Origin of the sequence: Streptomyces sp. NPDC005017, assembly GCF_042873115.1 — a bacterium.
Classification (GTDB): domain Bacteria; phylum Actinomycetota; class Actinomycetes; order Streptomycetales; family Streptomycetaceae; genus Streptomyces.
Map to the genome: position 1 here is coordinate 118,520 of NZ_JBIALD010000004.1, position 25,837 is coordinate 144,356.

The 25,837-nt window shown below is 70.6% G+C and carries 16 protein-coding genes; all 16 read left to right on the plus strand.

Features of this window, described 5'->3' with window-relative positions; all coding sequences use genetic code 11:
• Nucleotides 1-92: 92 nt before the first annotated feature.
• The 16 genes from ACFYR0_RS07770 to ACFYR0_RS07845 all read left to right on the plus strand — a co-directional run bounded on the left by ACFYR0_RS07770 (nucleotide 93) and on the right by ACFYR0_RS07845 (nucleotide 25,690).
• Nucleotides 93-269, plus strand: a complete 177-nt coding sequence (locus ACFYR0_RS07770; protein ID WP_389323008.1) for a YncE family protein — start codon at nucleotides 93-95, stop codon at nucleotides 267-269.
• Nucleotides 266-751, plus strand: a complete 486-nt coding sequence (locus tag ACFYR0_RS07775; protein WP_389323010.1) for a YncE family protein — start codon at nucleotides 266-268, stop codon at nucleotides 749-751. The genes ACFYR0_RS07770 and ACFYR0_RS07775 overlap by 4 nt, the downstream gene beginning before the upstream one ends.
• A gap of 552 nt (nucleotides 752-1,303) precedes the next feature.
• Entirely contained in the window at nucleotides 1,304-2,221 is a 918-nt protein-coding gene (locus tag ACFYR0_RS07780; RefSeq protein ID WP_389323012.1) for a RecB family exonuclease, read from the plus strand.
• A 259-nt stretch (nucleotides 2,222-2,480) separates the two neighbouring features.
• On the plus strand, nucleotides 2,481-3,437 hold the full coding sequence (locus ACFYR0_RS07785; protein WP_389323014.1) for an ATP-binding protein: 957 nt from the start codon (nucleotides 2,481-2,483) through the stop codon (nucleotides 3,435-3,437).
• Nucleotides 3,434-3,949, plus strand: a complete 516-nt coding sequence (locus ACFYR0_RS07790) for a hypothetical protein (protein ID WP_389323016.1) — start codon at nucleotides 3,434-3,436, stop codon at nucleotides 3,947-3,949. Before ACFYR0_RS07785 ends, ACFYR0_RS07790 begins: the two co-directional genes overlap by 4 nt.
• The gene (locus tag ACFYR0_RS07795) at nucleotides 3,946-4,725 is read left to right on the plus strand and encodes a hypothetical protein (protein WP_389323018.1); all 780 of its coding nucleotides are present in this window, start codon (nucleotides 3,946-3,948) and stop codon (nucleotides 4,723-4,725) included. The genes ACFYR0_RS07790 and ACFYR0_RS07795 overlap by 4 nt, the downstream gene beginning before the upstream one ends.
• Before the next feature lie 270 nt (nucleotides 4,726-4,995).
• Nucleotides 4,996-5,499, plus strand: a complete 504-nt coding sequence (locus tag ACFYR0_RS07800; protein ID WP_389323020.1) for a single-stranded DNA-binding protein — start codon at nucleotides 4,996-4,998, stop codon at nucleotides 5,497-5,499.
• Between the two features lie 61 nt (nucleotides 5,500-5,560).
• Nucleotides 5,561-6,730: a recombinase RecA gene (gene recA, locus ACFYR0_RS07805; RefSeq protein ID WP_389323022.1), complete on the plus strand. Its 1,170-nt coding sequence runs from the start codon at nucleotides 5,561-5,563 to the stop codon at nucleotides 6,728-6,730.
• 155 nt (nucleotides 6,731-6,885) lie between these two features.
• Entirely contained in the window at nucleotides 6,886-8,025 is a 1,140-nt protein-coding gene (ruvB, locus tag ACFYR0_RS07810) for a Holliday junction branch migration DNA helicase RuvB (protein ID WP_389323753.1), read from the plus strand.
• Nucleotides 8,026-8,299: 274 nt separating this feature from the next.
• Nucleotides 8,300-8,500 carry a hypothetical protein gene (locus ACFYR0_RS07815; RefSeq protein WP_389323024.1) on the plus strand — a complete coding sequence of 67 codons (201 nt, stop codon included), beginning with the start codon at nucleotides 8,300-8,302 and terminating at the stop codon, nucleotides 8,498-8,500.
• A gap of 1,105 nt (nucleotides 8,501-9,605) precedes the next feature.
• A complete protein-coding gene (locus tag ACFYR0_RS07820) occupies nucleotides 9,606-9,968 on the plus strand; it encodes a hypothetical protein (protein ID WP_389323026.1) in 363 nt (120 codons plus the stop codon).
• The gene (locus tag ACFYR0_RS07825) at nucleotides 9,965-10,624 is read left to right on the plus strand and encodes a nucleotidyl transferase AbiEii/AbiGii toxin family protein (protein WP_389323028.1); all 660 of its coding nucleotides are present in this window, start codon (nucleotides 9,965-9,967) and stop codon (nucleotides 10,622-10,624) included. Before ACFYR0_RS07820 ends, ACFYR0_RS07825 begins: the two co-directional genes overlap by 4 nt.
• 680 nt (nucleotides 10,625-11,304) lie before the next feature.
• Nucleotides 11,305-12,993: a DEAD/DEAH box helicase gene (locus ACFYR0_RS07830; protein WP_389323030.1), complete on the plus strand. Its 1,689-nt coding sequence runs from the start codon at nucleotides 11,305-11,307 to the stop codon at nucleotides 12,991-12,993.
• Entirely contained in the window at nucleotides 12,911-17,287 is a 4,377-nt protein-coding gene (locus ACFYR0_RS07835; protein WP_389323032.1) for a DEAD/DEAH box helicase, read from the plus strand. The genes ACFYR0_RS07830 and ACFYR0_RS07835 overlap by 83 nt, the downstream gene beginning before the upstream one ends.
• A 5-nt stretch (nucleotides 17,288-17,292) precedes the next feature.
• Nucleotides 17,293-19,623 carry a hypothetical protein gene (locus ACFYR0_RS07840; protein WP_389323756.1) on the plus strand — a complete coding sequence of 777 codons (2,331 nt, stop codon included), beginning with the start codon at nucleotides 17,293-17,295 and terminating at the stop codon, nucleotides 19,621-19,623.
• 88 nt (nucleotides 19,624-19,711) lie between these two features.
• A complete protein-coding gene (locus ACFYR0_RS07845) occupies nucleotides 19,712-25,690 on the plus strand; it encodes a hypothetical protein (protein WP_389323034.1) in 5,979 nt (1,992 codons plus the stop codon).
• The last annotated feature ends 147 nt before the right edge of the window (nucleotides 25,691-25,837 follow it).

Sequence of the window (25,837 nt, forward strand, 5' to 3'; positions counted from 1 at the left end):
CGACACGCGTTCGACGCGATCGAGCGCCTGACGCGGATCGACGTGGAGCACATCCGATTGCGGGTGCCGGGGCCCGCTTCCATGCTGAGGGTATGGGCGACCCCCTCACCGCACCCATTGCCCTGGGCATGACGCCGCGGGCGCTGTGCGTGGCCCCCGACGGCCGACGTGTCTACGTCTCCGGTTCCCGGGGCGGGAGGGTGCTGGTGGTGGACACGGACACGCACCGCGTGATCGGCTCTCTCGTCTGCCAGTCACCCGGGAGATGACCGTCACCCCCGACGGCGGCCGTGTCCATGTGGCGACCGCCTCGGGAGTGTCCGTCATCGACACCCGCACGAAAACCGTGACGGGCACCGTCCCCATCGGCGAACGTCCCAGCGACCTGGCGCTGGACCCGGTCAGGAAGCGGGTCTATGCGAGCACCTCCGTGGGCGGCTTCATCTCGGTGATCGACATGGACGTGGACACGGAGATCCGCCGGATTCCGACGAACGGCCACCCGTCCGCCCTGGCGGTCTCTCCGGACGGCAGCCGCCTGTACGCGTCCGACCTCGTGGTGTCCGCGGTCATGGTGAGCGCCACGGACAGCGGGCAGCCGGTAGGCACCCCCATCCCGGTCGACAGTGACCCCGTCGGCCTCCTCGTCACGCCCGACGGGCGCCGTGTCGTCGCGACCGGTTTCCAGAGCCGGACCGTCACCGTCATCGGCGCCCTGACTCCCACGGTCGAAGCCGTCATCCCGCCGTAGGCGTCGCCGACCGGTCCGATGGATGCCGTGATCCCTCGCCGTCGGGATGGCTGGCGAGCTTGAACGCGGTGTACCGACTGCCTGCGTCGTTGTGGTGGAGCAGCTGTCCGGGCTGGTGCGGGATCCCTTCGCGGCCGCGCCGCCGCAGGCCCGTCCCCAGTGTGGCCGGCACGAGTTGGGTGCGTTCGGTGAGGGTGGCGGACCAGCCGACGATGCGGCGGGAGAGGGCGTCGACGACGAAGGCGTTTCCCGCCGGATCCGGCGGGCTCCGTGGCCACGGTGGTCGGCGTCGAACCCGGCCTGGATCAGCACCTTCGACTCGCGGCTTGCGTGGGTGATGAGGCGGTCCGCGAATTCCGGGGCGGGCCGCCGACCACGGGTGACCCGCGGGGTGATCCTTGTTCGGCAGCCGGTGGGGGTGCCGGTGGAGAGGGCCTGCTCGGCGACGGGGCGACCGATCTCGAAGGCGTCGGCGGCCCGGCGGCCCCGAGGTGGCGGCCACCGCCTCCGCAGACGGGGCGGTACGCCGGCCTCCGGCGTAAGGTCAGGGGTGTGCAGCCGATCGACACTTCCGGCGCACCGGCCCCGCCCGCAGCACACCGGCCCGCCGCGCCGCCGTCGTCGCTGTCGCCGTCGCGGGCGGGCGACTTCATGCAGTGCCCGCTGCTCTACCGGTTCCGGGTGATCGACCGGCTGCCGGAGAAGCCGAACGCGGCGGCGGCTCGGGGCGTCCTGGTGCACGCGGTGCTGGAGCGCCTCTTCGACGTCCCGGCGGCGGAGCGCACGCCCGCCCGGGCCCGGGCCATGGTGGCGGGCGAGTGGGAGCGACTGCTGGCGGCGCGGCCGGAGCTCGCGGAGTTGTTCGCGCGGGACGGCGGGGCGCCCGCCTCGGAACGGGTCGCGAAGTGGCTGGCCACGGCGGAGCGGCTGGTCGAGCGGTGGTTCACCCTGGAGGACCCGGCCCGGCTGGAGCCCGCGGAGCGGGAGTTGTCCGTCAGGACGACGCTGGACTCCGGGCTGAGGTTGCGCGGGATCATCGACCGGGTGGACGTGGCGCCGACCGGCGAGGTGCGGATCGTCGACTACAAGACCGGCCGGGCGCCCCCGCCTGAGTACGCGGCGGACGCGCTGTTCCAGCTGAAGTTCTACGCCCTGGTGCTGTGGCGGCTGCGTGGCACCGTGCCGCGCAGCCTGCGGCTGGTCTACCTGGGCAGCGGGGACGTGCTCACTTACGACCCGGCGGAGGCTGATCTGCGGGCCGTGGAGCACAAGGTGTCGGCACTGTGGGACGCGATCGGGCGGGCGACGCGGACGGGCGACTGGCTCCCGAGCCCGAGCCGGCTGTGCGACTGGTGCCCCCATCGGGCGCTGTGCCCGGCCTGGGGCGGCACCCCGCCGCCTTATCCCCTGGCCGTCACCACGGACCCGGCCGCGGGGGAGGGCGAACCGCCGGCCGCTGACGCCGGCTGAGACCGGAGGCGTCCGACACCCGCATGCGTGCGGGGGCATTATACGCCTTGCTGCCGACATTCCACCCTTTCCTGTATTTTTCTTGCGAAAAAGGATGGATTGTTCCTTCTGGGGCACCTAGTGTGAGTGCAGACAGCAATTCGAATGCACATTCGAACCCAGCGGCGGCCACCCGGGGGCACGTCCTGCCGGACGAGGACCGCGTCCCCTCCCGGCCAGGCCCACCCGGAACCGCCGTCGCAGAGGTCAGGAGAACGGCGTGAACCTCACCTTCACCACCGCCACCAAGGAACAGGCCAAGGCCCGCATCGCGCTCGCCGGTCCCACCGGGTCGGGCAAGACCTACACCGCCCTGGTCACCGCCGCCGGGCTCGGCGAGCGGGTCGCCCTGATCGACACCGAGCACGGCAGCGCCGCCAAGTACGCCGACGAGTTCGCCTTCGACACCCTCCCGCTCACGACGTTCCAGCCCACCACTCTCGTCGACGCGCTCGCGGTGGCCGCCCACGAGGGCTACGACGTCATGATCGTCGATTCCCTGAGTCACTTCTGGTCCGGCACCGGCGGAATGCTGGAGCAGGTCGACAACGCGGCCAAGCGCCTCGGCGCGGGCGGCAACTTCGCCGGCTGGAAGGAGGCCCGCCCCCAGGAGCGGGCGATGATCGACGCCCTGCTCGCCTACCCCGGTCACCTCATCGTCACCATGCGCACCAAGACCGAGTACGTCGTGGAGGCCGACGAGCGCGGCCGCAAGGTGCCGCGCAAGATCGGGCTCAAGCCCGAGCAGCGCGAGGGCATCGAGTACGAATTCGACATCGTCGGCGACCTCGACCACGAGAACACCCTGGTGATCTCCAAGTCCCGGGCGAAGCCGCTGTCCGGGACGGTGCTCCACAGGCCGGGCCCGGAGTTCGCCGAGGCCGTCCTCGACTGGCTGGAGGCCGGCAAGCCCGTCCCCTCCGTCTCCGACTACGTCACGGCGGCCACCGCGCCGGGCGCCAGCCACGAGGAACTGCGCGCCCTGTACGAGAAGGCCCGTCGGCACAACCTGCTCGGCGCCGCCGTCCTGGACGACACCGGGGAGACCCACACGCTCGGCCAGCTGATAGTGCGCCACGGCACCGCGGCGGCGAGGAACAGGGTCGCCGAGGACGTCGAGTCCGGGGCCGCGACCAGGCAGGAGAACGGGACCCAGCGGAAGGAAAAGTCCGCATGAGTCTCAAGGAGCACGCCACCCGGGTCGCCGTGCTCCGGGTGCTGCGCGACGCCGTCGACGCCGAGTACCAGACCGAGCGCCACGAGGTCCTCGAGGGGCTGCGCGCGGCCCGTGCCGAGCTGAACCTGAAGTCGGTCCGGGTGGCCCTGCCGGACGACACACCGGTCGCCACCCTCACCCTCGTCGACCCCAAACCGACGGTCGTGGTCGCCGACGAAGAGGCCTTCACCGCCTGGGTGGCCGAGAACCACCCCGGCGAGGTGGAGACGCTGGTCCGGGTGCGCCCCAGCTGGCAGCGGCAGTTCCTCGCCCGGCTGACCTGCCTCGAGCCGGTCGCCGACCCCTACACCGGCGAGGCGATCCCGGGGCTGGGTGTGCTGTCGGCCTCCGAACCGCGGTCGTTCAGCCTGCGCCCCCTGCCCGGCGGGCGGGAACGGATCGCCCGCGCCTTGCACATCGGCACGCTCGACCTGCGCCGTCTGCTCCCCCTCGAGGGGGGCGAGGATCCATGACCGCCGCCGCCCACCCCGACCGGGACACGCGCGAGACGGTGTGGTTCCTGGTCTCCCAAACCGGTCACCTCGATTGTGGCCGCTGGACGTTCGAGGACGACAAGCGGCTGCGGTGCGCCTGCGGGGCCGTCCTGTACGTGTACCAGCAGCCGGCGGATGTGGCGGGAAGCGGCGCACCGGCGTCAGCCGGGACGTTCCCCCGCGGAAGGGAGGAGCGCATGCTGCCGGCCGAGACGGCCCAGCTCGTCGCCCTGGTCGCGGCGATGTGCCCGTCGATGCACCTGGAAGACACCACGACGGACGCCTGGCACCTGCTGCTCGCCGACCTGGACGTCGCCGATGTACGGGCGGCCGTGATCCGGCTGGGCAGGCAGCGGTCCGACATCGCCGCCGCCGACATCCGCGCCGAGGTACGCGCGATCCGGGAGGAGCGGCTCGCCCGCAACCCGCTGCCACTTCCGGACAGCGACCCTGACGATCCGCGCCGCTACCGTGCCGAGCTCCTCGCGCTGGTGGCCGCGATCGCCTCAGGACAGCGAGTTCGGCGCACCCCCGCCGCCCCGGGCGGTCCGCCCTCCCACCTCACCGGCTCGAAGCGCGACTCGCGTGCCCGGTCCCTCCGCGTGCCCTGTCCCTGGTGCGGGGCCGCCGCAGGCCGTCCCTGCACCCTCCCCCGGCTCGGAACCCCGCTGAGGAGGTCCCCTGCCCACCAGGCACGGCTCCTCGCAGCCGGGCTCGCCGAGCCCGGGCCGGGGCAGGAGGGGGAGACGAGGTGAACCCGGTGACCGACCCGACTCCGCAAGAAGCCGCGTACCGGAGCCCCCGGAGCCCCGCCCCCCTCGCCACCGCGACCCCCTGGAGACCCGCGCCACCCTGCTCACCCCTCGCACCCGGCCGGAGCGGCGCAGCCTCCCCTCCGGGCACCGTCACCACCGGTACGAGGCCACCCGTCGAATCCGGGCACCGTCACCACCCGTACGAGGCCGCCCGTCGAACTCGAACCGGCACGGGCGGGGAACCCCCCGCCGCACGAGAGGAAAACCGCCATGGTCGGTGAAACCGTCATCACCGTCGTCGGCAACCTGACCGACGACCCCGAGCTGCGCCTCACCCCGTCCGGCGACACGGTCGCGCACTTCACCGTCGCGTCCACGCCCCGCACCTTCGACCGGCAGAGCAACGAATGGCGGGACGCCGAGACGCTGTTCCTGCGCTGCTCGGTCTGGCGGAAGGAGGCGGAGCACGCCGCCGAGTCCCTGACCCGCGGCACCCGCGTCATCGTCCAGGGGCGGCTGCGCCAGCGGACGTACGAGACCCGGGAGGGCGAGAGGCGGACCGTCGTCGAGCTGGAGGCCGACGAGATCGGCCCGTCGCTGCGGTTCGCCGCCGTGACGATCACCAAACCCCCGTACACCGGCGTCCCCGCCGGTTCCCGCGGCGGCCCCCGTCCTCCCGCCGAGGACCCGTTCGCCCGATCCGACGGCGGCGAGCGGCCGGTTCCCGCCGAAGCCGGACGACGTGCCCCCCGCGAGGAGGCGGAGCCCTTCTGACGGGCCGGCGCACCCGTGCGCCGGCCGCGACCACACACCGCACCCATCCGAGGCGGACCCCATGAAGGAACAGGACCGCGAGCAAGCGCTCGAACTCGCCCTCGCCCAGATCGAAAAACGGTTCGGCACGGGCTCGGTGATGCGCCTGGGGGACGAGCCGGATGCCCCCGTCGAAGTCGTCCCCACCGGCTCGATCGCCCTGGATCTCGCCCTCGGCGTCGGCGGCCTGCCGCGCGGCCGAGTGGTGGAGATCTACGGCCCGGAGTCCTCCGGCAAGACGACCCTGGCCCTGCACGCCATGGCCAACGCGCAGAAGGCGGGCAGGACCGCGGCGTTCATCGACGCCGAGTACGGCCTCGACCTGGAGTACGCCAAGCGGCTCGGCGTCGACACCGACGCCCTGCTGGTCTGCCAGCCGGACAACGGCGAACAGGCCCTGCAGATCGCCGACACCCTCATCCACTCCGGTGCCCTGGGCCTCATCATCATCGACTCCGTCGCCGCGCTCGTCCCGCGCGCGGAGATCGAGGGCGAGATGGGCGACCCGCACGTCGGCCTGCAGGCCCGGCTGATGAGCCAGGCCCTCCGGAAGACCGCCGGCGCGCTGGGCCACTCCGGAACCACGATGATCTTCATCAACCAGCTCCGCGAGAAGATCGGCGTGGTCTTCGGCTCGCCGGAGACCACGACCGGTGGCCGCGCCCTGAAGTTCTACTCCTCGGTCCGCCTCGACATCCGCCGTATCGAGACCCTCAAGGACGGCACCGAGCCGGTGGGCAACCGCACCCGCGTCAAGGTGGCCAAGAACAAGGTCGCCCCGCCGTTCAGGCAGGCCGAGTTCGACATCCTCTACGGCCGGGGCATCAGCCGTGAGGGCGAGCTGATCGACCTGGGCGTCCAGCAAGGCGTCGTCCGCAAGTCCGGCGCCTGGTACACGTACGAGGGCGACCGGCTCGGCCAGGGCAAGGAGAACGCCCGCAACTTCCTGATGGACAACCCCGACCTCGCCGACGAGATCGAGAAGAAGACCAGGGACAAACTGGGCATCGCGGCGAAGCCGGAGGCCCCGGAGGCGGAGTACCGGGCGGAGACGACGAACCGAGTGGCCGCACCCGGCACCGTACCGTTCGACCAGGCCGCGGCCGGTCGGCGCTCCACCGGGCCGGCCTCGTCGGCCCCGAGCGCTCCGGCCTCCCGGGTCCTCCTCGACGGCACCCCGGCCGGGCCGTGAAGACCAGCAGGCCGCTCCCTCACCCCGGCGCGGGGCGAACGCCGGTGAACCGGGGTGGCCCCGTGTTCCCCGGCGCCGCCCCGCCCCGGGACGAGACGCCGACCCCGGGCAGGACCGCCGTCGGCCGACCCACTGCGGCGGAGCCGGTCCACCCGCTGGTCGCAGCCCTCGCCGACGGCGAGGACCGGGCCACCGAGGCGGCGTTGCGCCCCAAGGACCTGGACGGGTTCATCGGCCAAGTACGGGTCCGCGAGCAGCTCGACCTCGTCCTCAGGGCCGCGCGGCAGCGGAGCGCCACCGCCGACCACGTGCTGCTCTCCGGTGCCCCGGGGCTCGGCAAGACCACCCTGGCGATGATCATCGCCGCGGAGATGGGAGCCCCGCTGCGCATCACCTCCGGCCCCGCCATCCAGCGCCCCGGGGACCTGGCGGCGGTCCTGGCCTCGCTCACCGGGGGCGAGGTCCTCTTCCTCGACGAGATCCACCGGATGCCCCGGCCCGCCGAGGAGATGCTCTACCTGGCGATGGAGGACTTCCGCGTCGACATCGTCGTCGGCACAGGCCTCGACGCGACCGCCATGTCCCTCGAGCTGCCGCCGTTCACCCTCGTCGGCGCCACCGTCCGGGCCGGCCTGCTGCTCCCGCCGCTGCGCGACCGCTTCGGCTTCACCGCCCACATGGAGTTCTACGACCCGGCCGAACTGGAGCGCGTCATCCACCGCTCCGCCCGGCTGCTGGAGGTGGAGGTCGAGCCCGCGGGCGCCGCCGAGATCGCCGGCCGCTCCCGCGGCACGCCCCGCATCGCCAACCGGCTGCTGCGCCGGGTGCGGGACTACGCCGAGGTCACCGCGGACGGAGCGGTCACCCGCCGGATCGCGTCCGCGGCCCTGGGGGTCTACGAGGTCGACGGTCGTGGCCTGGACCGCTTGGACCGGGCCGTGCTGCACGCCCTGCTGAAGCTGTTCGGTGGCGGACCGGTCGGCCTGTCCACCCTCGCGGTCGCCGTGGGGGAGGAGCGGGAGACGGTGGAGGAGGTCGCCGAGCCGTTCCTGGTCCGGGAGGGGCTGCTGGCCCGGACGCCCCGGGGGCGGGTCGCGACGCCCGCCGCCTGGGCCCACTTCGGGCTCGTACCGCCGCCCGGGCCGTCCTGGGACGCGTCCCCGGGACACCGGAACGGCAGTTCCGGACAGGGCGACCCGCCCGGAGGCCGCACCGGACGGACCACCCCCCGGCCGCCCCCCGGCGCCGGCCCCCGCGACGGTGAGACCCATGGCCGCCCGTACGAGAACTGCTAACGACCGGCCGTCCTACCGCTGCACCGAGTGCTTCGGCAGAAGCCGAGCTTCTTCGGGGAGTACGACACCGGCAGAGCCTTGGTCTGCCGGCGGTACGAGCGAGGCAGCCTGCCGGTCGGCAGGACCGGTGGTCCAGTGCGGCGGTCGCAGGGCGCCGGGCCGCGTGTGGTCCGGATCCCGGCGACGGCCGGTCACGATGCAGGCGGGGGCGAGCAGCATCGGTGCGTGGGGCCGGACCGGGCCCCACGACAGGCGGAAGTGCCTGCCGGCCGATGTGCTGCCACCGCTGGCCGGTGCCGCCCAGGGCGCACGTCCTGACGTCGCCACACGTGAGCAGATCGTGGCGCTGCGTGACGGCCTGGGCGTTCGCGTGATGCTCGCCGACCCACATGTCGACCTCCCCACGGTCCAGTCGACGATCTGGTCGGCCATTGCCCCGTCACTGGGCATCTCTCCCGCCTTCCCCGAGGCCTGACCCGACGGCGAAGGGGACAGCTCCGAAGGGACTGCTCGGACCGGGGACGTACGTAGCGCGCTGCCCGAAAGGCAGGCGAACGATCGAACGGGCCACCCGGCCCGCCCCTGTGCGGACCGGGCCACGGCGGCCCGGCCGCCGCTTCCTGCCGACCCGAGGTCGGTCCTTCCCCCGGGCCGTGGGAATCCCGGTGTGCGCTCACCGTGCCCGGGCGTCACGGTCGTGGTGCACGCACGGCGGCTGCTGCGGGCGCGGCTCTGAGCGAGACGCCGGGCAGCGGTGCCGAGGGCGGAGGCTTCCAGGAGCAGGCCCTGGGCAACTCGGACTTCCGCGGTGGCGCCGGGTGAGCCCGGCCCCGCAGGGCGTGTGCGGACGAGGACGGCGACGGCCCGGCCCAACTGTCCCGCCGACGCGTCAGGAAAGTCAGCAATGGGTCAGCGTGAGTTCTGCGACACCTGCGGACCGCTGACCGAGCATGCGAACCGTTGTACGCTCCGAAGATCGCCCTTGACCTGCAGAAGCCGGCAGGGAGCAGACATTTCGGGAGTTTCTTCATGCTGCGTACCACGTTCAAGTCCAAGATCTAGCACTTGGGTGTTTTTGCAGGTCAGAGGCTTGATGGCTCCACTCGAGTCAGCAAACGGTCAGCATCGGGCGCGGGAGTGTCCCAGCTTGCTGACCAGGTGGGCGCCGTGACGGGTGACAGGTCTCTGGCTCCCGCTTGGGACGTTGGCTGCGTACTTGACAGGTCGACCGCGGCACGGGTCATTGACCTCGCCCGCCCCGGTGTCCTTCTCGTCCACTGTGCCGGCGCCATGGGCCTCGGCTTCGCCATCGTCGTCACTTCTGACAGAGAAACCGAAGCCGCGGCCGGTCCCACCGCGTGACCTGCTGCGTCATGATCACCCGCGCCCGCAGGCGGGCTGGTCCGGGCCTGCAGAGCAGCCGGTTGCCGCGCCACCTGGGGCCTGCGCGGGTAGGCGATGATGCGCTAAGCGCGCCCTGGCTGAGATATCCGAGGGAGGGGCGGCCGCCCGCCCCGTACGTATGACAGCGGACCCCCGTATCCGCCATGCCGCCGCCTCTCAACAGCGATACTGGATGCATGGACACGACGATCACTGCCGCCCGCGCCGAGGTGCTGCGGGACCGCTACCGCAGCCGGCTGCCCGAGCGCTTGCAGGAGCTGGCCGGCCCCGTCGAGGGCAACGTGGACCTGCCGCTCCACATCGTCTGGTCCGGGCGGACGGGCTACAGCCTGGACCGTCCGAAGTCCCGCATGACGCTCTACCGGACCGTCCTCGCCGAAGGACTGAGTGAGGACCTGGTGACCCTCCTGCACCACCGACTGCTCGTCGAGCAGTGGCCCGTACTGAGGCGCTTGATCAGTCCCTACATCCGCGAGGTCTGGGAGGACGCCTTCCCCGAGCTGCTCCGCACCGCTCCGGCCGACACGACCGCCGCGTGAAGCTCACTCCGCTCCACGAGCGTCTCCTCGCCGACATCCTCGACCTCGGCTCCCCTTACCCTTTGGTTCTCACCGGCGGATACGCCGTGCAGGCCCACGGCCTGGTCGAACGCTTCAGCCGTGACCTCGACGTCGCTACCGAGAACCCCGCTCCGATGGGCGAGATCGTCGCCTCACTCACAGTGGGCCTCAGCGAGCGCGGATGGCGGACCACGCACGTCCAGACCGATCCACTCAGCGGCCGGTTCCTCGTCACCGATCCGGACACCGGCGAGGAGTGCGAGGTCGACGTCCTCAAGGAGGCGTTCTGGGCTCCGCCTGCCCAGACCCCCTATGGCCCCGTTCTTTCCCTCGACGACGTGATCGGCACCAAGGTCCGTGCCCTCGCCGACCGCGGCACCGTCCGCGACCTCATCGACGTCCAGGCTGCCTCCCGCCACCGCTCCACCGCCGACCTCGAATCCCTGGGCCGCCGTCGCGCCCACGACGACTTCAGCCTCGAAGACCTCCGGGACCGGCTGATCGGCGCGGACTGGTACGAGGATGAGGACTACACCGCGTACGGGCTCACCTCCCGGCAGATCGAAGAACTCAAGGCGTGGGCGCTGGACTGGGCGGAGGATCTGGGTGCGCGGATCCATGACGAGAACGCCTGAGAGGCGGTCATCGCGTCCATCCCCTCTACCGCCGTTGCAACGAGAGGATGGGGTGTAGCCAGCAGGTGTTCCAACCCGGAGTCGTCCACGGTGGGTGGCTGCCTGCACGACGGATTTGCATGGCGGCCGAGCGATACCCCGCAGTGGACTCACGGCGAAACCGGTCTGCGGTAACGGTCAAACACTGCATCCCACTCCCATGCCCAGTCCGGGTCCCGACGGCGGAACTCGGTAACGGCCAGGTCGAAGAATTGGTCGGAAGGCTTCCGGCTGGATCCGGAAAGTCTCGCCGAATCCCTCGGCGTCACCCCGCTGTCGAAGTCGTGTGTTGAGGAGGGGCATGGACCCGTCTGTAGTGAAGGCACGCCGCGAGCGGGGTCAGCAAATGGCGGGGGAATGCGCGAAGGGGTGATGGCCGCGGCAGCGGAAGAGGCCGCGTACTGGACGGGCGAGCACGCCGATCTTTCACCACGTGCCCCCTATGTGCCAGTTCGGCTCGTGGAAGCTGAACACCGTCACGCCTGTCCGTGTCCGTCTGACGCCCACGAGATTTCTACTAAAGGTCCGTAACCTTCTAAATGAAACTATGATGTAGGCCACGTCCCGGTCTCCAGGGGAGGGAGAGCCGAGGGAGCGGCGCGGTCGAGCATTGGCCGGGGCCGCGTGCAAGGGGGGTATACATGCCCGAAGGGCAGACGGTTTCTGCGGCGTCGCGGAGGGTTGCAGAGCTGGTCCGTGCCTTCTCGTCCGGAATTTCTGAGCGGGAACTGGTCGTCGAGGCCAAGAGGCAGTTCGGCGCACTGCCGGAGCAGCGGTTAGTCAAGCTGGTCGCCGAGGCGGTCCGCGGAGGTCTGCTGATCGCTTCGGGGGACCTTCTCCTGCCTGTTGCTCCGCAGGAACTGGTGCGCCCGGCACAGGTGGCGTCCGAACGGCGCCAGCCAAGCGTTGAGTCCGCTGTTGCTGCACGGTTGGACGAGACGTCCGTGCTGCGGACCGTCGCGCTCGACGTCGAAAGCGTCGTACGGACGACGGCGACCGCTCCCTACTTGGAGCGGCACGTTTACGAGGCTGCAGCGGTCAGGTTCGGCGCCGATCGTGAATGGGTCGCTGCGGCGCCCCGCTGGCGGCGGTACCTCAGGTTCCCTGGTGACACTGAGGAGTTGCGTGACGGCAGCGTGCGGGACGCTGTGCTTGGCCAGGGGGTATCCCAGCAACAGGCGTGGACGGAGCTGCGTGACTTCCTGTCGGACGCCGATGTCGTGGTCGCCTATAACGGTACGACACTGGACTTTCCCGTCGTCTGTGAAGCGGCGAAGGAGGCCGGTACCAGCGATCCGCTCTCCGCCGTGCGCCCCGTCGATGCCCTGTACCTCGCGCACGCCATGTGGCCGACAGCCCCGTCCCACCGACTTCAGGACCTGGCGATCCAGCTCGACGTGTCCCGTTCGGGCCTGCGTGCCCATACTGCGGACAGTGACGTGCTCTTGCTGGTGCGCCTCCTCGAGCGGGCCGCCGCCGAGTTCGCCTGCAGGACGGCCGAATTACGCGGTCTCATCGCCGACGTCTGCCCCGACTCCGACGCGTGGCGACTGCTGCGGGAACTGGCCGAGGGCGAGGATGCCAATGATCGAGAGCCGCAAGTGTGGGAGCACGCACACGTGACCCGCCTGTTGGGTGCCGAGTTCGGGCAGCACACGCCGCGTCGAACCCCTGGCGGAAGAGCCCCGGGCAAGGGCGCCGTGGACGTGCCGGACGTCTTGCGGGGCGCCGACGGACGGGTCGAGCCGACCGCTCTCGCCCGGGTCGTGCACGGCGCCCGCGTTGAACCCCGGCCCGCCCAGCAGGAGATGACGGCGACGCTGCACGACTGGACCGACCGCGACGTCGGCGGCCTGCTGGAAGCGCCCACCGGCACCGGAAAGAGCTATGCCGTACTTGCCGCCGCGCTGGACTGGCTCGCCGGTGGCGACAGCCGTACCGCTGTCATTGCCACGTACACCAAACAGTTGCAGAGCCAGATGGCGAAGGACGTCCAGGACCTGGAGCGGGCCCTGCCAGGCATCCTCGGGGTCGCCGACCTGGTCAAGGGCAAGTCCAACCGGCTCTCTCTCGCAGCCCTGACGAAGACCCTCGCCGAGGCCACGCGTCGGCGCCGCTCCGCGGGCACCGCCCGCGCCCGCTTCTCCCAGCGGATCCGGTTCCGCGAACTCGCCGTCTTCCTCGCGCTGCGCCTGCTCGCGGCCAAGGAGCCCCCCCCAGTCCTGGACGGCCAGATCGGTCGACCCGGTGGACCTGCCCGCCTTCTTCATCGACTACATCGGGCGCGGCCTGCCGCTCTGGCTGGAGTCGCTGTCCCAGCGCGACGGTGACTATGGCCCCGCCGCAGGCAATCCGCTCACTGTGCACACCGACACCGTCCGGGAGTCGATCGACAGCCACCGCCTCATCCTCGCCAACCATGCACTCGTCCTCTCCCACTTGGACGACCTGCGTGCCGTCGGACCTGAGGTGCTCCTCGTGATCGACGAGGCGCATGAGCTGGAGAACGCCGCCACGTCCGCGCTGACCGTGACCGTCAACTACCAGGACCTGGAAGCTTTGCTGCCGGAGTACCAGGCATGGATCGCGGACGCGCACCCGGGCACCGCCAAGGAGCAGGCCGCCGCAGCGATTGCAGACCTCGAACGACTGCTTGATGATGAACGCCTTCCTCGGCTGGCGGCGCAGGCCCTCGACGCCCAGGCCAAGGGCGTGGGCGTACGCATCGGCAGCCGGGCGACCACGCTCGCCAGCCCCTACGTCGGCACCTCCGGCACCCGGCACACCCGGCGGCTGTCGGTGGTGCTGGAGAGCATCGCCAAGGCGCTCGTGTTTTGTCGCATCACGCTGGAGCGGTACGTGGTCCAGCACGCTGCCGGAATCGATCCCCTGGTACGCGAGCGCCTGACCGCGCTCGCGGAGCACACCGAATCACTCACTACGGCCCTCGACCGGATCACGGCCGACATCCGCGCCTTTCTCGACCCCGCCCTCACCCTGGACGAGGCTCCGCCTTCGCGAGTCATACATCTGGAGGAAGTGGACGAACCCAAGGCGGAACTGCGGTCCTACCGCTTCCGTGTTGCCACCAGTCCCGTCGATCTGCCCGCAGACCCGGAGTGGCGGCGCTACCTGGAGTCCTTCGACCGTGTCTACTACGTCTCCGCGACCCTGCGTGTCGCCGGGGAATGGGATTTCATGCGGACCCGACTCGGGTTGCCCGACGATCTGCCGACGCTATCCCTGCCTTCCCCGTTCGCCCTGCGCAGCCAGGCCGAGGTCGTGTGCTTCTCCGACTTCCCCTCCTGGGCGGAGCAGGAGGAGGGCGCCCTGCGGACCGTCGCCCACCACGTCGCCGGATTCGCCACCGAAATGACACGTGGACGCGCCGACGGCAACGGCTTTGATGGCGGCGGCGTGATCCTCACGACCGCTAGCTCGACCGCCGCGGGCATCGGCTTCCACCTCGTGCAGGAGCTGCGCTCCCGCGCCCTCGACACCCCGGTCGTCGAGGCGCTCACTCTCGGCAACGGCCGGGCCTATCAGGCCTTCACCGACCGACGGGATGGCGGAGGGTTTCTCGTCGGCACCAAGGGACTCTGGCAGGGGGTCGACGTCTCCGACGCCGAGCGGCTGCGTCTGGTGTGGATCAACAAACTGCCCTTCGCACCGTTCGCCGCTCCGATCGTGGAGGCCCGGCGCGCGGCGGTTGCCGAACGCGCCGAGCAGGCCGGCCACCCCGATCCGGAAGGTGCCGCCACCGAGCACTACTACCTGCCGCTCGCCGCGCTTCAGCTGCGTCAGGCGGTGGGCCGGCTCATCCGCTCCGACCGCCACCGTGGCGTCGTCGTCATCAGCGACCGCAAGCTTGCGGGAGCAAGCAGCCTGCGTCGCTCCTACCGACGTGCCTTCCTCGGCAGCCTCGATGACGGACTTCAGCGACCCGACCCGGAAACCGGCGACATCGGCGGTGGCAACGTCGCCACCATGGCCGAAGGATGGCGTCGCATCTGGGAGTTCATGGCGGCCCACAACCTCCTGGACCCCACCCGGGCTGCGGAGCTGTGTACCGACGAAGCCCTCGAACGACAGACCCTTCTACCACACACCAGGCGCATCCGTGAACTGGCCCTGACCACCGAGGAGACTCAAAAGCTGCGGGAACAGGGCCTGCTCGTGGAGGAGATCAAGGACCGCTGCGCCCGCATCGGAGGATTGCTGCGGCTCGTCGACGAACCCGTGGCCCTCAAGCCGGCCCAGCAGGCAGTCATCGCCGCCGTGACCGAGGGGCGCAACGTACTCGGACTGCTTCCCACAGGCTTCGGCAAGAGCTTCACCTTCCAGCTGCCTGCGCTGGTCCTGCCCGGCGTCACCGTGGTCGTCAGCCCGCTCGTCGCTCTCATGCACGACCAGGCACTCGAACTGAACCGGTCCATCGGTGGCGCGGTCCGCGCACTCATCTCCCCGCTGCGCGAGTCCAGCAGCAGGGCTGGCAAGACAGAAGTGACGGACCAGCTCCTCGGTCGGGCCGACCACGGTATCCGCCTGGTCTACGTCAGCCCGGAACGCCTGTGCCAGCGGCGCTTCCGGGAGACCGTCCGCGCGGCCGCGGCGGCGGGCCGGGTGACCCGGATCGCCGTGGACGAGGCACATACCCTCCCGCAATGGGAGGACTTTCGGCCCAGCATGCGCCGGGTCAGCAGGTTCCTGGACGAGCTGCGCCGGGACCACGGGGTGGCGGTCACCGCGGTGACCGCCACCGCTAACAGGGCCGTCCACGAGGCGCTGCGCGAAGGACTGTTCGGTCTGCCCGCCGAGGTCCCTGAGCCCGCCTCGGCCGAGGCGACCGCTGAAGCAGAGCATCCCGGAGTCGTCGGTGGGCTTTTGACGGTGCGCGAGAACCCGATCAGGCCCGAACTCGCCGTCTTCCGCCGCTCCCTCGACCGACTCGGACAGGGAGGTGTGGCGGGGCTGGTCGAGCGCGTCGTCGACGCGCTCGACGGTCACGCCATCTTCTACTGCCTCACCGTCAAGGAGGTCAACACCCTCTACACCCACCTGCGCGAGTACGTGGGTGACGCTGGCGTCCGCGTGCTGCGGTTCCACGGCCGTCTGACGGAGGCGGAGAAGGCGGCCGTCATGACTGAGTTCCGGGAGGCGCCCCGGGGAGGCGACGACGGCTTCGTCCCGGTCGTGGTGGTGGCCACCTCCGCGTTCGGGCTCGGTGTCAACCGGCCCGACGTACGCACCGTGATGTGCGTGTCGCCGCCTACCGACCTGGCCGCGCTCTACCAGCAGTTGGGTCGGGCGGGGCGGGACGGCGCGGGCCGGGGGGCGGCCGGCGACGGCCCCGTCAACAGCGGTCTCGCCCTCGCGACGAGCCGGGGCCTGCGCATGGTCCGTTTCATGACGGGCCAGGAACTGCCCGCGTCGCTGCTCCGGCGCATGGGCAACCTTGTCCTCGCCCAGCGGGACGGCACGCTCGATCCGGTACGGCTGGCCGACCTGCTTATGGCCGAGGACGCCGCGAGCGGTGCGCTGAGCGAGGCTGAGCTGGACGACCGGCACACCCAGGAGCGCTACCAGGGCGGCATCATGCGGGCATTCAGCGCGCTCGCCGACCTCGGCGCCGTCGAGGACCTCGGCGACCACCCACCGTTCTGCGCGGTCAAACCCGGCGACCTCCGACCGGCCGGCCACGGCGCAGGACAGACGCCTACCACTGCAGCGGAGCGCGACGAGGAAGCGGCCGGGTCCGTGCGGCTGGAGCAGACCGTCATCGACACCGCCCTGTCCTGGGACACCCCACGACAGGTCGACGTCCGAGCTCTCGACGGGGAACTCGCCGCCCGGTGCCCCGACTACCGCTCGGTCGCCGATGGACCGTCGGCGACCTGGGAACTGCTCGCCGACCTCCACGACCGTGGGCTCCTGGACGTCTCAGCGGCACCCAGCCGCCGCCTGGTCACCGGTCTGACCACCCGCACCGGCACCCTGCCCGACGGGTTCCTCCCGCTGCTCGGCCGACGCGGGCGCCGGGCCGCCGAGGAACTGGCCAGGCTCCGGAACTTCTTCGACGCGAGCACGGTATGCGCCCAACGGGTCTTCGCCGATTACTTCGGCGTCAGCGACCTGCCGGAGGGGTGCTGCACCACGGCCCGCTGCCGCTGCTCGGCCTGCTGGGACACCGGCCGCTGGCCCGTGGAGGAGCGGCGCCCTGCCGTCCCCCAGGCATTCGACAGCCCGCGCCCCCGCGAGGGAGGCGGTGCCGACACCTCACTGCGCGACCAGCGCGTCGACCTCCAGGTCCACCGGCTGCTGCAGCTCCAGCCGCAGGGCGCACACCCGCGCCGGCTCTGGCACGCACTGCGCGGCGACGAATCCTCCTACAACTCGAGGAATCGAAAGATGATCCCCCTGCCGAAGGCGATCCGGGAAAGCCGCCACTTCGGCGGTCGTGCGGATCTGTCCTATACGGCGGTGGGCGCGAGCCTCACACGGCTGGCCGCAGCCGGAGCCGCAGTCGAGGGCCCGGACAGCCTCTGGCGAGCTGTCCGCCCAGTCCGACACATGAGATCCCGCCGGGCGGGAAGCGGACCCGAACGGAAGGACAGCTGGGCGTGACCACGATGATCAGCACTGGACCGGACATCTGGCGGCCGTTCGACGGCGAGCCTGTGCTTACTCCCGCCATGGCCGGCGGACACCGCAGCACACCCGCCGAGGAACTGGAACGGTTGCGTCGCTACCTGGAGGCGGTCGTGTCCGACCGCGTGTGTCCGGTGCACACCGCGGTCGCCTTCAATGCGGCCTATTTCGGCTACGAGCTCGGTGGTGAAGGTTACGGCAACGGCCCCTTCGACCTGGACGCGTTCCCCTCCCTGACGCTGGGCGACGAAGTACCGGCCTTGCCCGTCGGGGCACTCGTTCGCATCGAAACAGGATCCGACCCGCTGTACGCGGAGATCGTCTACAAGGAGGGCCGACACCCCGGCGTTGAAGAGGGTGCCGACGTACCCGCGTGGGTGTCCGGGGTACCGGCCGGTGTCCGAGGACCGAGCGAGCTGTCGGAGGCACCGCACCCAGTGCGCCGGGAGCTGCTGGTCCCTGATCTCACGGCGTTCGGCCCCGCGCTGCAGCTCAGCGAGGCGAAGTTGCAGCGGTTCCGGTCCCGCCAGAAGTGGCTCAACAAGGACGGCCACGTCGTCGTCGACGCCCGCTACGGCTCGGCGCCGCACGCCGGGCTTGACGACTGCACCGCCTTCGTGCAGCATCTGCTGACCCACCAGCGCGAAGCACTGCTGAGCCCCCTCGTTCCCGCGTCCGTCGCCCACCTGGCCGGGGGTGGCACGGAGGAGCGGCTGAAGAGCGCCCTCAGCGGGCTGCTGGACACCGTCGATCACGCCTTACGCACCAGCGACAGTCTGCGCAGCTGGGGCCACTACGCACTGACCCGTACCCGCATCGGGGCCGCCCTGGGCCACGACGGGCCGCTGGGCGGCGACGACCTGAGAGCCCTCGCCGGCTCCCTGGAACGCAGTGCGGCCCCTGCCACCCACCGACGGCACGGCGTGAACGGTTCCCGCACCGTGTACACGGCGATCGGGGCGTGGCTGCGCGGCGTCGACGGTGCCGAACCACTGCTGAGCGGAGTGGAATACGCGGTCTCGGTGTGCCGCGCCAACCTGGCGGTCGCGGACTTCGTCCGGGGAGACACGGACAACGGCATACGCGCCGGGAGCGACGTACGGATCACCCTCGACGACGACTTCCAGAACGGTGGCATCTGGCGGTCCCACCACCCAGGCTCGGAGGAGACGGACGACAGTGATCCGCTACGCCCAGCGGGACGCGGCTGGCATGACACGGTGCATCCACCCGCGCCGCCTCGGCCTGTCGCGGTGCCGCACGCACAGAGCGTCCCCCGAGAGGAACAGCCGGAGGACGAAAGGTACGTCGATGCCGAACCCGCGGACACCCCGCTCGCGGACGGTGACCGGATCGGTCCGCCGAACTACCTGAGGATCAACGACAGCGAGGTCTGCTGGCAGACCCCGCTGCGGCTCGCCCACCTCATGGAGGACCGACTGCCGTTGAGCCCCAGGGCCCGGGACGGGTTGGCATATCTCGGCACGGATACCGGCTCCGTGCGCGTACGCCTGGAACTCAGCCATCCCGGCGGCGAGCTCGACGCGTCCGAGGAGGTCCAGGAGGTGCTTCTGGATCTCACCGATGAGATCGGCATGCTCCGGAACGTCCAGTGGCCCATCGATTTCTTCCCCGGGCTGTGCCTGTACATCCAGTGGCCGCGCGGCGGTACCGTCTTCCGGGTCCACACCGTCGAACTGGAACACCCCGTCGACATCGACGGGCAGCTCGTCGCGCATCGCTACGACTCGGGAGTGCTCACCCGGGAAGGAGCGCCGGGTAGCGAGCGGGACGGCGACTCGTCCGCCGGCCTCGACACCCGGCGTCTCGTCCTGCGTACCGTACGACGCTTCGGCCGCCTCACGCCCGACGGACATGCTCTCCTTGACCGGGCCGCCCTCCCTCGAAGCGTCTACGACACAACTCCCGCCCCCCAGCAAGTCACCGCACTGGAGCAGGCCGTTGACGAGCTCCTCGCCGAACACCACCTGTACCCGGCCATCGGCAGCCGCGGTGTGGACGGCGAGCCCCACCACCCTGCCCGCGACGGTGAGCCGCCCATCGCCCTGATCGGTTACGCGCCGAACCCCGTGGTGGTGCCACGACCGGGCTCGCGTGCCAGCGCGCCGCCGCAGGCCCACGGCGTAGAGCACTTCGTCCACGGCTTTCTGCGGAGGCTGCCCGCGGGCTCGAATCCGACCGATGCACAGCGCGCTGCCTACCGCGAGCACTGCCGCCACGTCGGAAAGGCGGACGGCTGGGAACTGCCACCCGGCTACACCTTCGTCACGGAACACTCTCGCCGGCGCTGACCCGCCCCGGCCGGACCGGCCCGACATGGGCGGGCCGCACGCCACACCCCCCGCATCCACATCACAGGAAACAAGAGATCGGGACTGAATGACCGCCAGCTACGCCGTGGTCGCCGAACCACCGTCCTCCCCGCACGGCACACCGGTTGGACTGCTCAAGGAACTCGCCATAACGCTCGACGGGCTCGGTCAGATCCTGGACGCCGCCCTCGACGGCCTCACGGTCGGCGAGACGGAATTCGCGCTGAACTCCCTCGGGCCCAAGGATCGTCAGGCCATCATGAGGGGTCTCGGCTTCCGCAAGGTCGAACCGCGGCGATTCGGGCGCGTGCTCAGCGAGCAAGTGCTCAAGCGATTGCAACGGGTGGAGCCGACCCACCACAGGCATGCGGTGTCCCACCTCACCGCCCGGATCATGAACGACATCGATCACGAGGTCGCTGAGCACGGGGCCGCGGGTACGAGCCCCGGTCTCGTGGGCCGCTGGGGCGCATGCCTGCTCCGCCTGGCGCTCTTCTCCCACCTCCAGGCTTCGGCGCACGACGCCCGACTGCTCGTATGGGCCGCGGAACACGACTGGTTCGGTATGGAGGCGGACGAGGCGGCACTGGCCGCGGTACTCAAGGCCGCTCAGCAGGTAATCGACGCGACTCCCGGGTTTGACCACCTCACTGCGCTTGGCGAGGACGCGGCGGCTGAGGAACCACAGCCGACCGCTGCGGTCCCGGCTCCCCGGCTGCCCGATCACATCTCGGCTCCAGAACTGGCCGAGTCCTCAGCGCAGCAGGGAGAGCAGCCCCCTGGTGAGGGGCGCTCCCTAGACGATCTGGCCTCGGCCGAGGAGGAGCTCAAGCACGTCGTCGAGGAGGCACGAGGCGCCGTCGACCGCGTGCGCGCCACCCTGCTGGACGGGTGCCCGCCCACCGACACTGATTTGGTGCCGCTCGCCGCGGTCGCCCCGGCGTTCTCCCACGTGCGGGGTGTGCTCTCAGAACTCGGCGTCACCGGCGTCACCGATCGCCTCACCGATGTCCTGAGGTCGATCGACGAGGTTCGTGCGCGCGTCGAACGGAAGGGGAGGAACGCCGAGGCCCGTCAAGTGGTGGAGACGGTGACGGCCCTGGGCTGCGCTCCGGACAGTGCGGTGGCCGCGGTGATCGCGGACGCCAGGCACAGCGCGGAGGCACTGCTCGCGAAGCAAGAGTGGGACGAACAGGACGACGCGTGCGCACACATTCTCACGCTGCTGGTGCGCCTCGCCGACATGAAGGACCGGTCCGACGCACAGCAGGAGATCATCGAGCTCCAACAGCAGTTGTCGGTCGCACATCCGCCGTACGCTGTGGCCGCCGTCCTTTACCAGCAGATCACGCTGAGCGAGCACAGGACCCCTCACCCCGACACGGCCGCCGCCCCGCAGGGCGAGGAATCCGCCGAGGTTCCCGAGGCGCCGGAACGGGCCATATCCCCGGAGACGGCCACCGCCGCGCATGCTGACACCGGCGTGCCTGAAACGCAGGACCACAGCACCGCCGATTGCGTCCCGGCCGAGCGACCTCCCGGGTCCGCCGACACCGCCGAGCAGCAGCCCGCGCCGGAACGGCGGGTCTTCGCCGCCCCCGCAGCCGTCGACACCACCACGGAAACAGCCGACGGCACGGAAACGAAGAGCATCGAACCCGTCCTCGCCCGTCTCATCGCCGAGAAGCGCTTCGGACTTGCCGCTCACCTGTCGCAGGCCGCCGACCGCCCGGACACCGAGGCCGCGGTCCTGCGCCTGGCCGCCGCGGCGACACTGCTGCACTCCAGGACCGGCCGAGCGGCTCAGATCATCGAAGAGGCGCTGCACGAGTGGGAGGCCCGTAAGGAGAGCGACAGTGACGCGCTGTCCCTGCTCCTGCTGCCCACGCTGGTCCGGGCAGCCCTAGTGACGGGTGCACCCGTGGTCGGTGCACAGCTGAGGGCGCTCACCCCGCAACTGCCCGATGCCCTGCACGAGGTGGCCACCATGGTGGCAGAACGTGCACTGCAGGGCGCACTGCTCATCGCGCCGCCCCATGCCGTTGTCGCCGATGTCTCCCACACCGAGGGCGAGCTGCGCGCGGCCGTGGACGCCTGCCAGGCTATGCTCACTGTGCCTCGGTTGCGCTTCCAACGGGCCAGCGCCATGGTGCAGCGCTGGCTGGCGCCGACCGGTCTGCTCGGCAGCGTGCTGACCGCAATCGTGGCCGGGGCCCCGGACGCCGAGCACCTGGCCGACGAGCTGCTGGAGAACCTCACTCGCCGGACCCAGGTCGAGGCGGCGATTGACGCGATGGACGCTGAGCTGCGCGGGCCGGGCGGCAGGGGCATCCAGGGGGCTGGCCGCAACAACGTCCGTCACTGCCTCGAGCGCGTCCGGGACGCCGTACGGCAGTGGCGTACGGTCAAGCGCGACCTGGAAGCAGGACGCTCTGAGGAGAACGTGTGGGCGTTCCAGTCCATTGCATCCCTGCGCCTCTCCCTCCTCGGCCTGCGCGAACGGGTAGCCGACGACCTCACCGCGGCCGAACGCAGCTCCGCCATCCTGGCGAAAGCCACCGCCTACGTGGCGCGGGACCTGTTCGCCGAGGTCTTCGACGGACTGGATGCGAACAGTCGACCGGTCGAGACGGGATCCGAGCCGGACGTTCAGACGGTTCTGGACGCCGAGCTCCACAAGGCCGAGCCGGCCGTGCCGGGCGAGAAGCCGACCTTGGACGGCTTGCTGAAGGCAGTGGACCGCACCTGGGACGACGCGATCGAGCAGCAGCTCGCCCGTGACGAATTCGATGTGATTCGCACCATCACGGACCTCGCGGACTTCGACGTCCTTCCTGCGGCCCACACCTTGTCGCTCTCGGAGGCGCGTCGCGCACACCTCAGCGCATTCGAGAAGGAGCGCCGCGCGGCACTCACCGAAAAACAGCGGCAACTGGCCGCCCGGCTCCGCCGGTCACAGGCCGACGAGGCACTCACCGTCGAACAAGACGTCAGCCTCCAGGAGCTGCTCGCCGACGCCCGAGCACACCTGGAGCACGACCGGCCGGGCGAGCTGGCCGCGGTCCGCCGCAACCTCGGCCGAGTCGAAGAATTGCTGCCCCGCTACCGTGAGGAAGCCGCCGACCGGCTGCGCGCCCGGCTGGCCGCGCTGACGGACGTGAGCGCGGAGGACCGCGAACGAGTCCTGCGCAATCTGGACACCGACAGCCTGGCCACCGCGGCCGAACTCGTCTACTTCCTCGAACTGGGCGAACCGGTACCGGAGATCAGGTCCGAGGACTCGCACCTGGAGGCGTTCTTCCCCGCCGTGCCGGACTCGCTGCCGGGCGGCATCGACGCTGAGCTGATCGCGGCCGTCCGCGCCCGTGGCCGGTGCGGTGACCACGCCGTGCTGGACTATGCAGGACTCTCGGAGGAGGAGGCCGAACGGGCCGCGGCTGCCCTGGAGCTGTGGAGCACGCTCGCCGCGACGAAGGACCGTATCAACATCAATCCGCGCGAGAGCCTCAATCCGGCTCTTGCCCTCCTCGGATACGAGGCCCGGCGCGCACGGCCTCTGGACGATCTGCCGCGAGGCAAGGACTACCGGTTCTTCGAACTCGCGCCCGTGCACGTCACCGGCCGTGCCTGGGCACCCGCCTTCGGATCGCAGATCAAGGACCGTGGCGGTAAGCTCCGCGCCCTGCTGATCTGGGGCCGGCCCGCGGCCAAACTGCTCATCACCCGCGCTCTGCAGGATCCCGACGAGAGCAGTCTGCTCGTCGTCCACTTTGGGACGCTGGACAGCCGAACCCGTAATGAGCTGGCCGCTGCCTCCCAGGACACCAAGCCGATCATGGTGGTGGACGACGCCGCGCTGGCCTACCTCATCGCGCACGGCAACCGGCGGGTGGATGCCACGACCGAGACCCTGCTGCCGTTCTCCGCGGTGAACCCGTACATCAAGGAGAAGCGGGGCCAGATCGGCCGGGAGATGTTCTACGGTCGGGACCGCGAGCGCAAGAGCATCCACGACCCGGCGGGGACCCAGATCCTTTACGGCGGCCGGGGTCTCGGCAAGTCGGCACTGCTGGCCGACGCGGGGGACCGCTTCGAGGAACAGCGGCCGGGGGCCTACCGCAAGCTCTACCTCAACCTGGACAAGATCGGCATCGGCCGGGGCACCGCACTCGGTGCCGAGGCCATCTGGCCCACGCTCGACCAGGAGCTGATCAGGCAGGGCGTTCTGGAGGAGCCTCGACGCCGGGGCCCACAACAGGAATCATGGCAGCGGGTCACCGACGGGATCGCCCGGTGGCTCGCTCAGGATCCCGACCGGCGGCTGCTCATCCTCCTCGACGAGTGCGACCGCTTCTTCGAGGCAGACGTCCCTGAGTGCACGGAGACCCGCCGGCTACGCGGTCTGGGTGAGGACTCGCGCGGCCGGGCCAAGGTTGTGTTCGCCGGTCTGCACTCGGTGCAGCGCTTCACCCGGCTCGCCAGGAACGGTCCGTTCAGCCACCTGGCACAGACGCCGACGGTCGTCGGACCGCTCGCCCCCCAGTTCGCCGCCGACCTGATCGTGCACCCGATGCGTGCGCTCGGCTTCGAGTTTGCCGACGTCGACCTCGTCAACCGGGTGCTCGGCTTCTGCTCGTACCAGCCCTTCCTGCTGCAGATCTTCGGCAGCCGGATGGTGCAGGTCATGCAGGACAAGCGGGCACGCGCACCACTCGCACCGCCTCCGTACACGATCGAGGAGTCCGATGTCGACGCCGTGGAGCAGGACACCTCGCTGCGCTCGGACATCACTGCGGCCTTCAAGGACACCCTCGCCCTCGACGACCGCTACCACGTCATCGCCAATGTCCTTGCCCAGCACGCCCGGGACAACGGTCTGGAAACCCGGCTCAGTGACAGGGAGTTGCGGGAGGAATGTGCCGGCTGGTGGCCCCGCGGCTTCGAGCACCTGGACAGCGAGGGGTTCCGTGCCTATCTGCAGGAGATGGTCGGCCTCGGTGTCCTGGCGCCGAACAACGACGGACGGGGCTGGCATCTGCGGGGACCCAACGCGCTGCGCATGATCGGTACCGCCCAGGAGATCGAGGCGCGGTTGCTGCGAGCGGAGACGGAGTCCCGGCTGGAGGAGACCGTTGTCCTGGAGAGCCGTCCGGACCTCTACGACGGCAGGTCCGCCCCCCTCACCGTCAACCAGATCGACTACCTGCTGGGCGAATACGTCAACCAGGTCCGCGTCGTTCTCGGTACACAGGCGACCAGCGTCGCCGATGTGGAACGGACCCTGCGTGAGGTGACGGGCAGGGTGGCGGGCTGGTCCGTGCCCGCCATCGGAAGCGCCAAGACGTTCCGCAAGGAGCTCGCCGCCGGCCGCGCGGGCGAGCGGCGACTGCTCATCAGCGATCTCTCTCTTGGCAGCGAGAAGTCTTGCCGGGAGTCCTTCGACCTGGCCAGGGCAGTGCTGCCCGAGGCCGCCGAGGCGACCCGCTCCGTGGTCCTCGTGTCGGGTGTGGAACAGCTCGGCTTCTGGTCCGGCCTCCTCACCGGTCCCGACGCCGACCACGACACCATCGTGGTGCTGCGTCGGCATGACCTGCGCAGCCTGAAGGACTGGACGCAGCGCCACAGCCTGTGCGAGACGGAGGAACGGCTCACGCGCCTGGCGGAGGCGACCGGTGGCTGGCCGTACCTGCTGGACAAGGCGCTGCAGCTGCGTGATCGCCGACCGGACCAGGACCGAGTGCTGGCGGACCTGACGTCGTGGCTGGGGCAGAGCAGCGGCGCCAAACAGTTCGTCGACGCCGTGGGGCTGCTGGAGAACGACACCCTCAAGGCCGCCTACGACGGGGTCGTCGAGCAGCTCGGTAACGATTGGCATGACGACGCCTACCTCGTCACCGCGGCCGAGATGGCAGGTCTCTCGTCCGGGGAGGCACGCGGGTCCGTCGTCTGCTTGGAAGCCCTCCAGGTGTTCGACCGAGACGGGACGCGCCTGCGCGTGGAGCCGGTTCTCCATACGGCGCTGGGCGTACTTGAGGCCGGGGTCTGACCAACCGGGTGGGGCCGGGGTTGCGCCTGGCCCCACCGAGACTCGACCAGCACACCCGCGTCCTGTCGGCGGCCACAATAGGAGTACCGACGGGGAGATCTACTGTTGTTCCAGCTCGCTGCCGAGCTTGCTTTGCCATGGGAGACC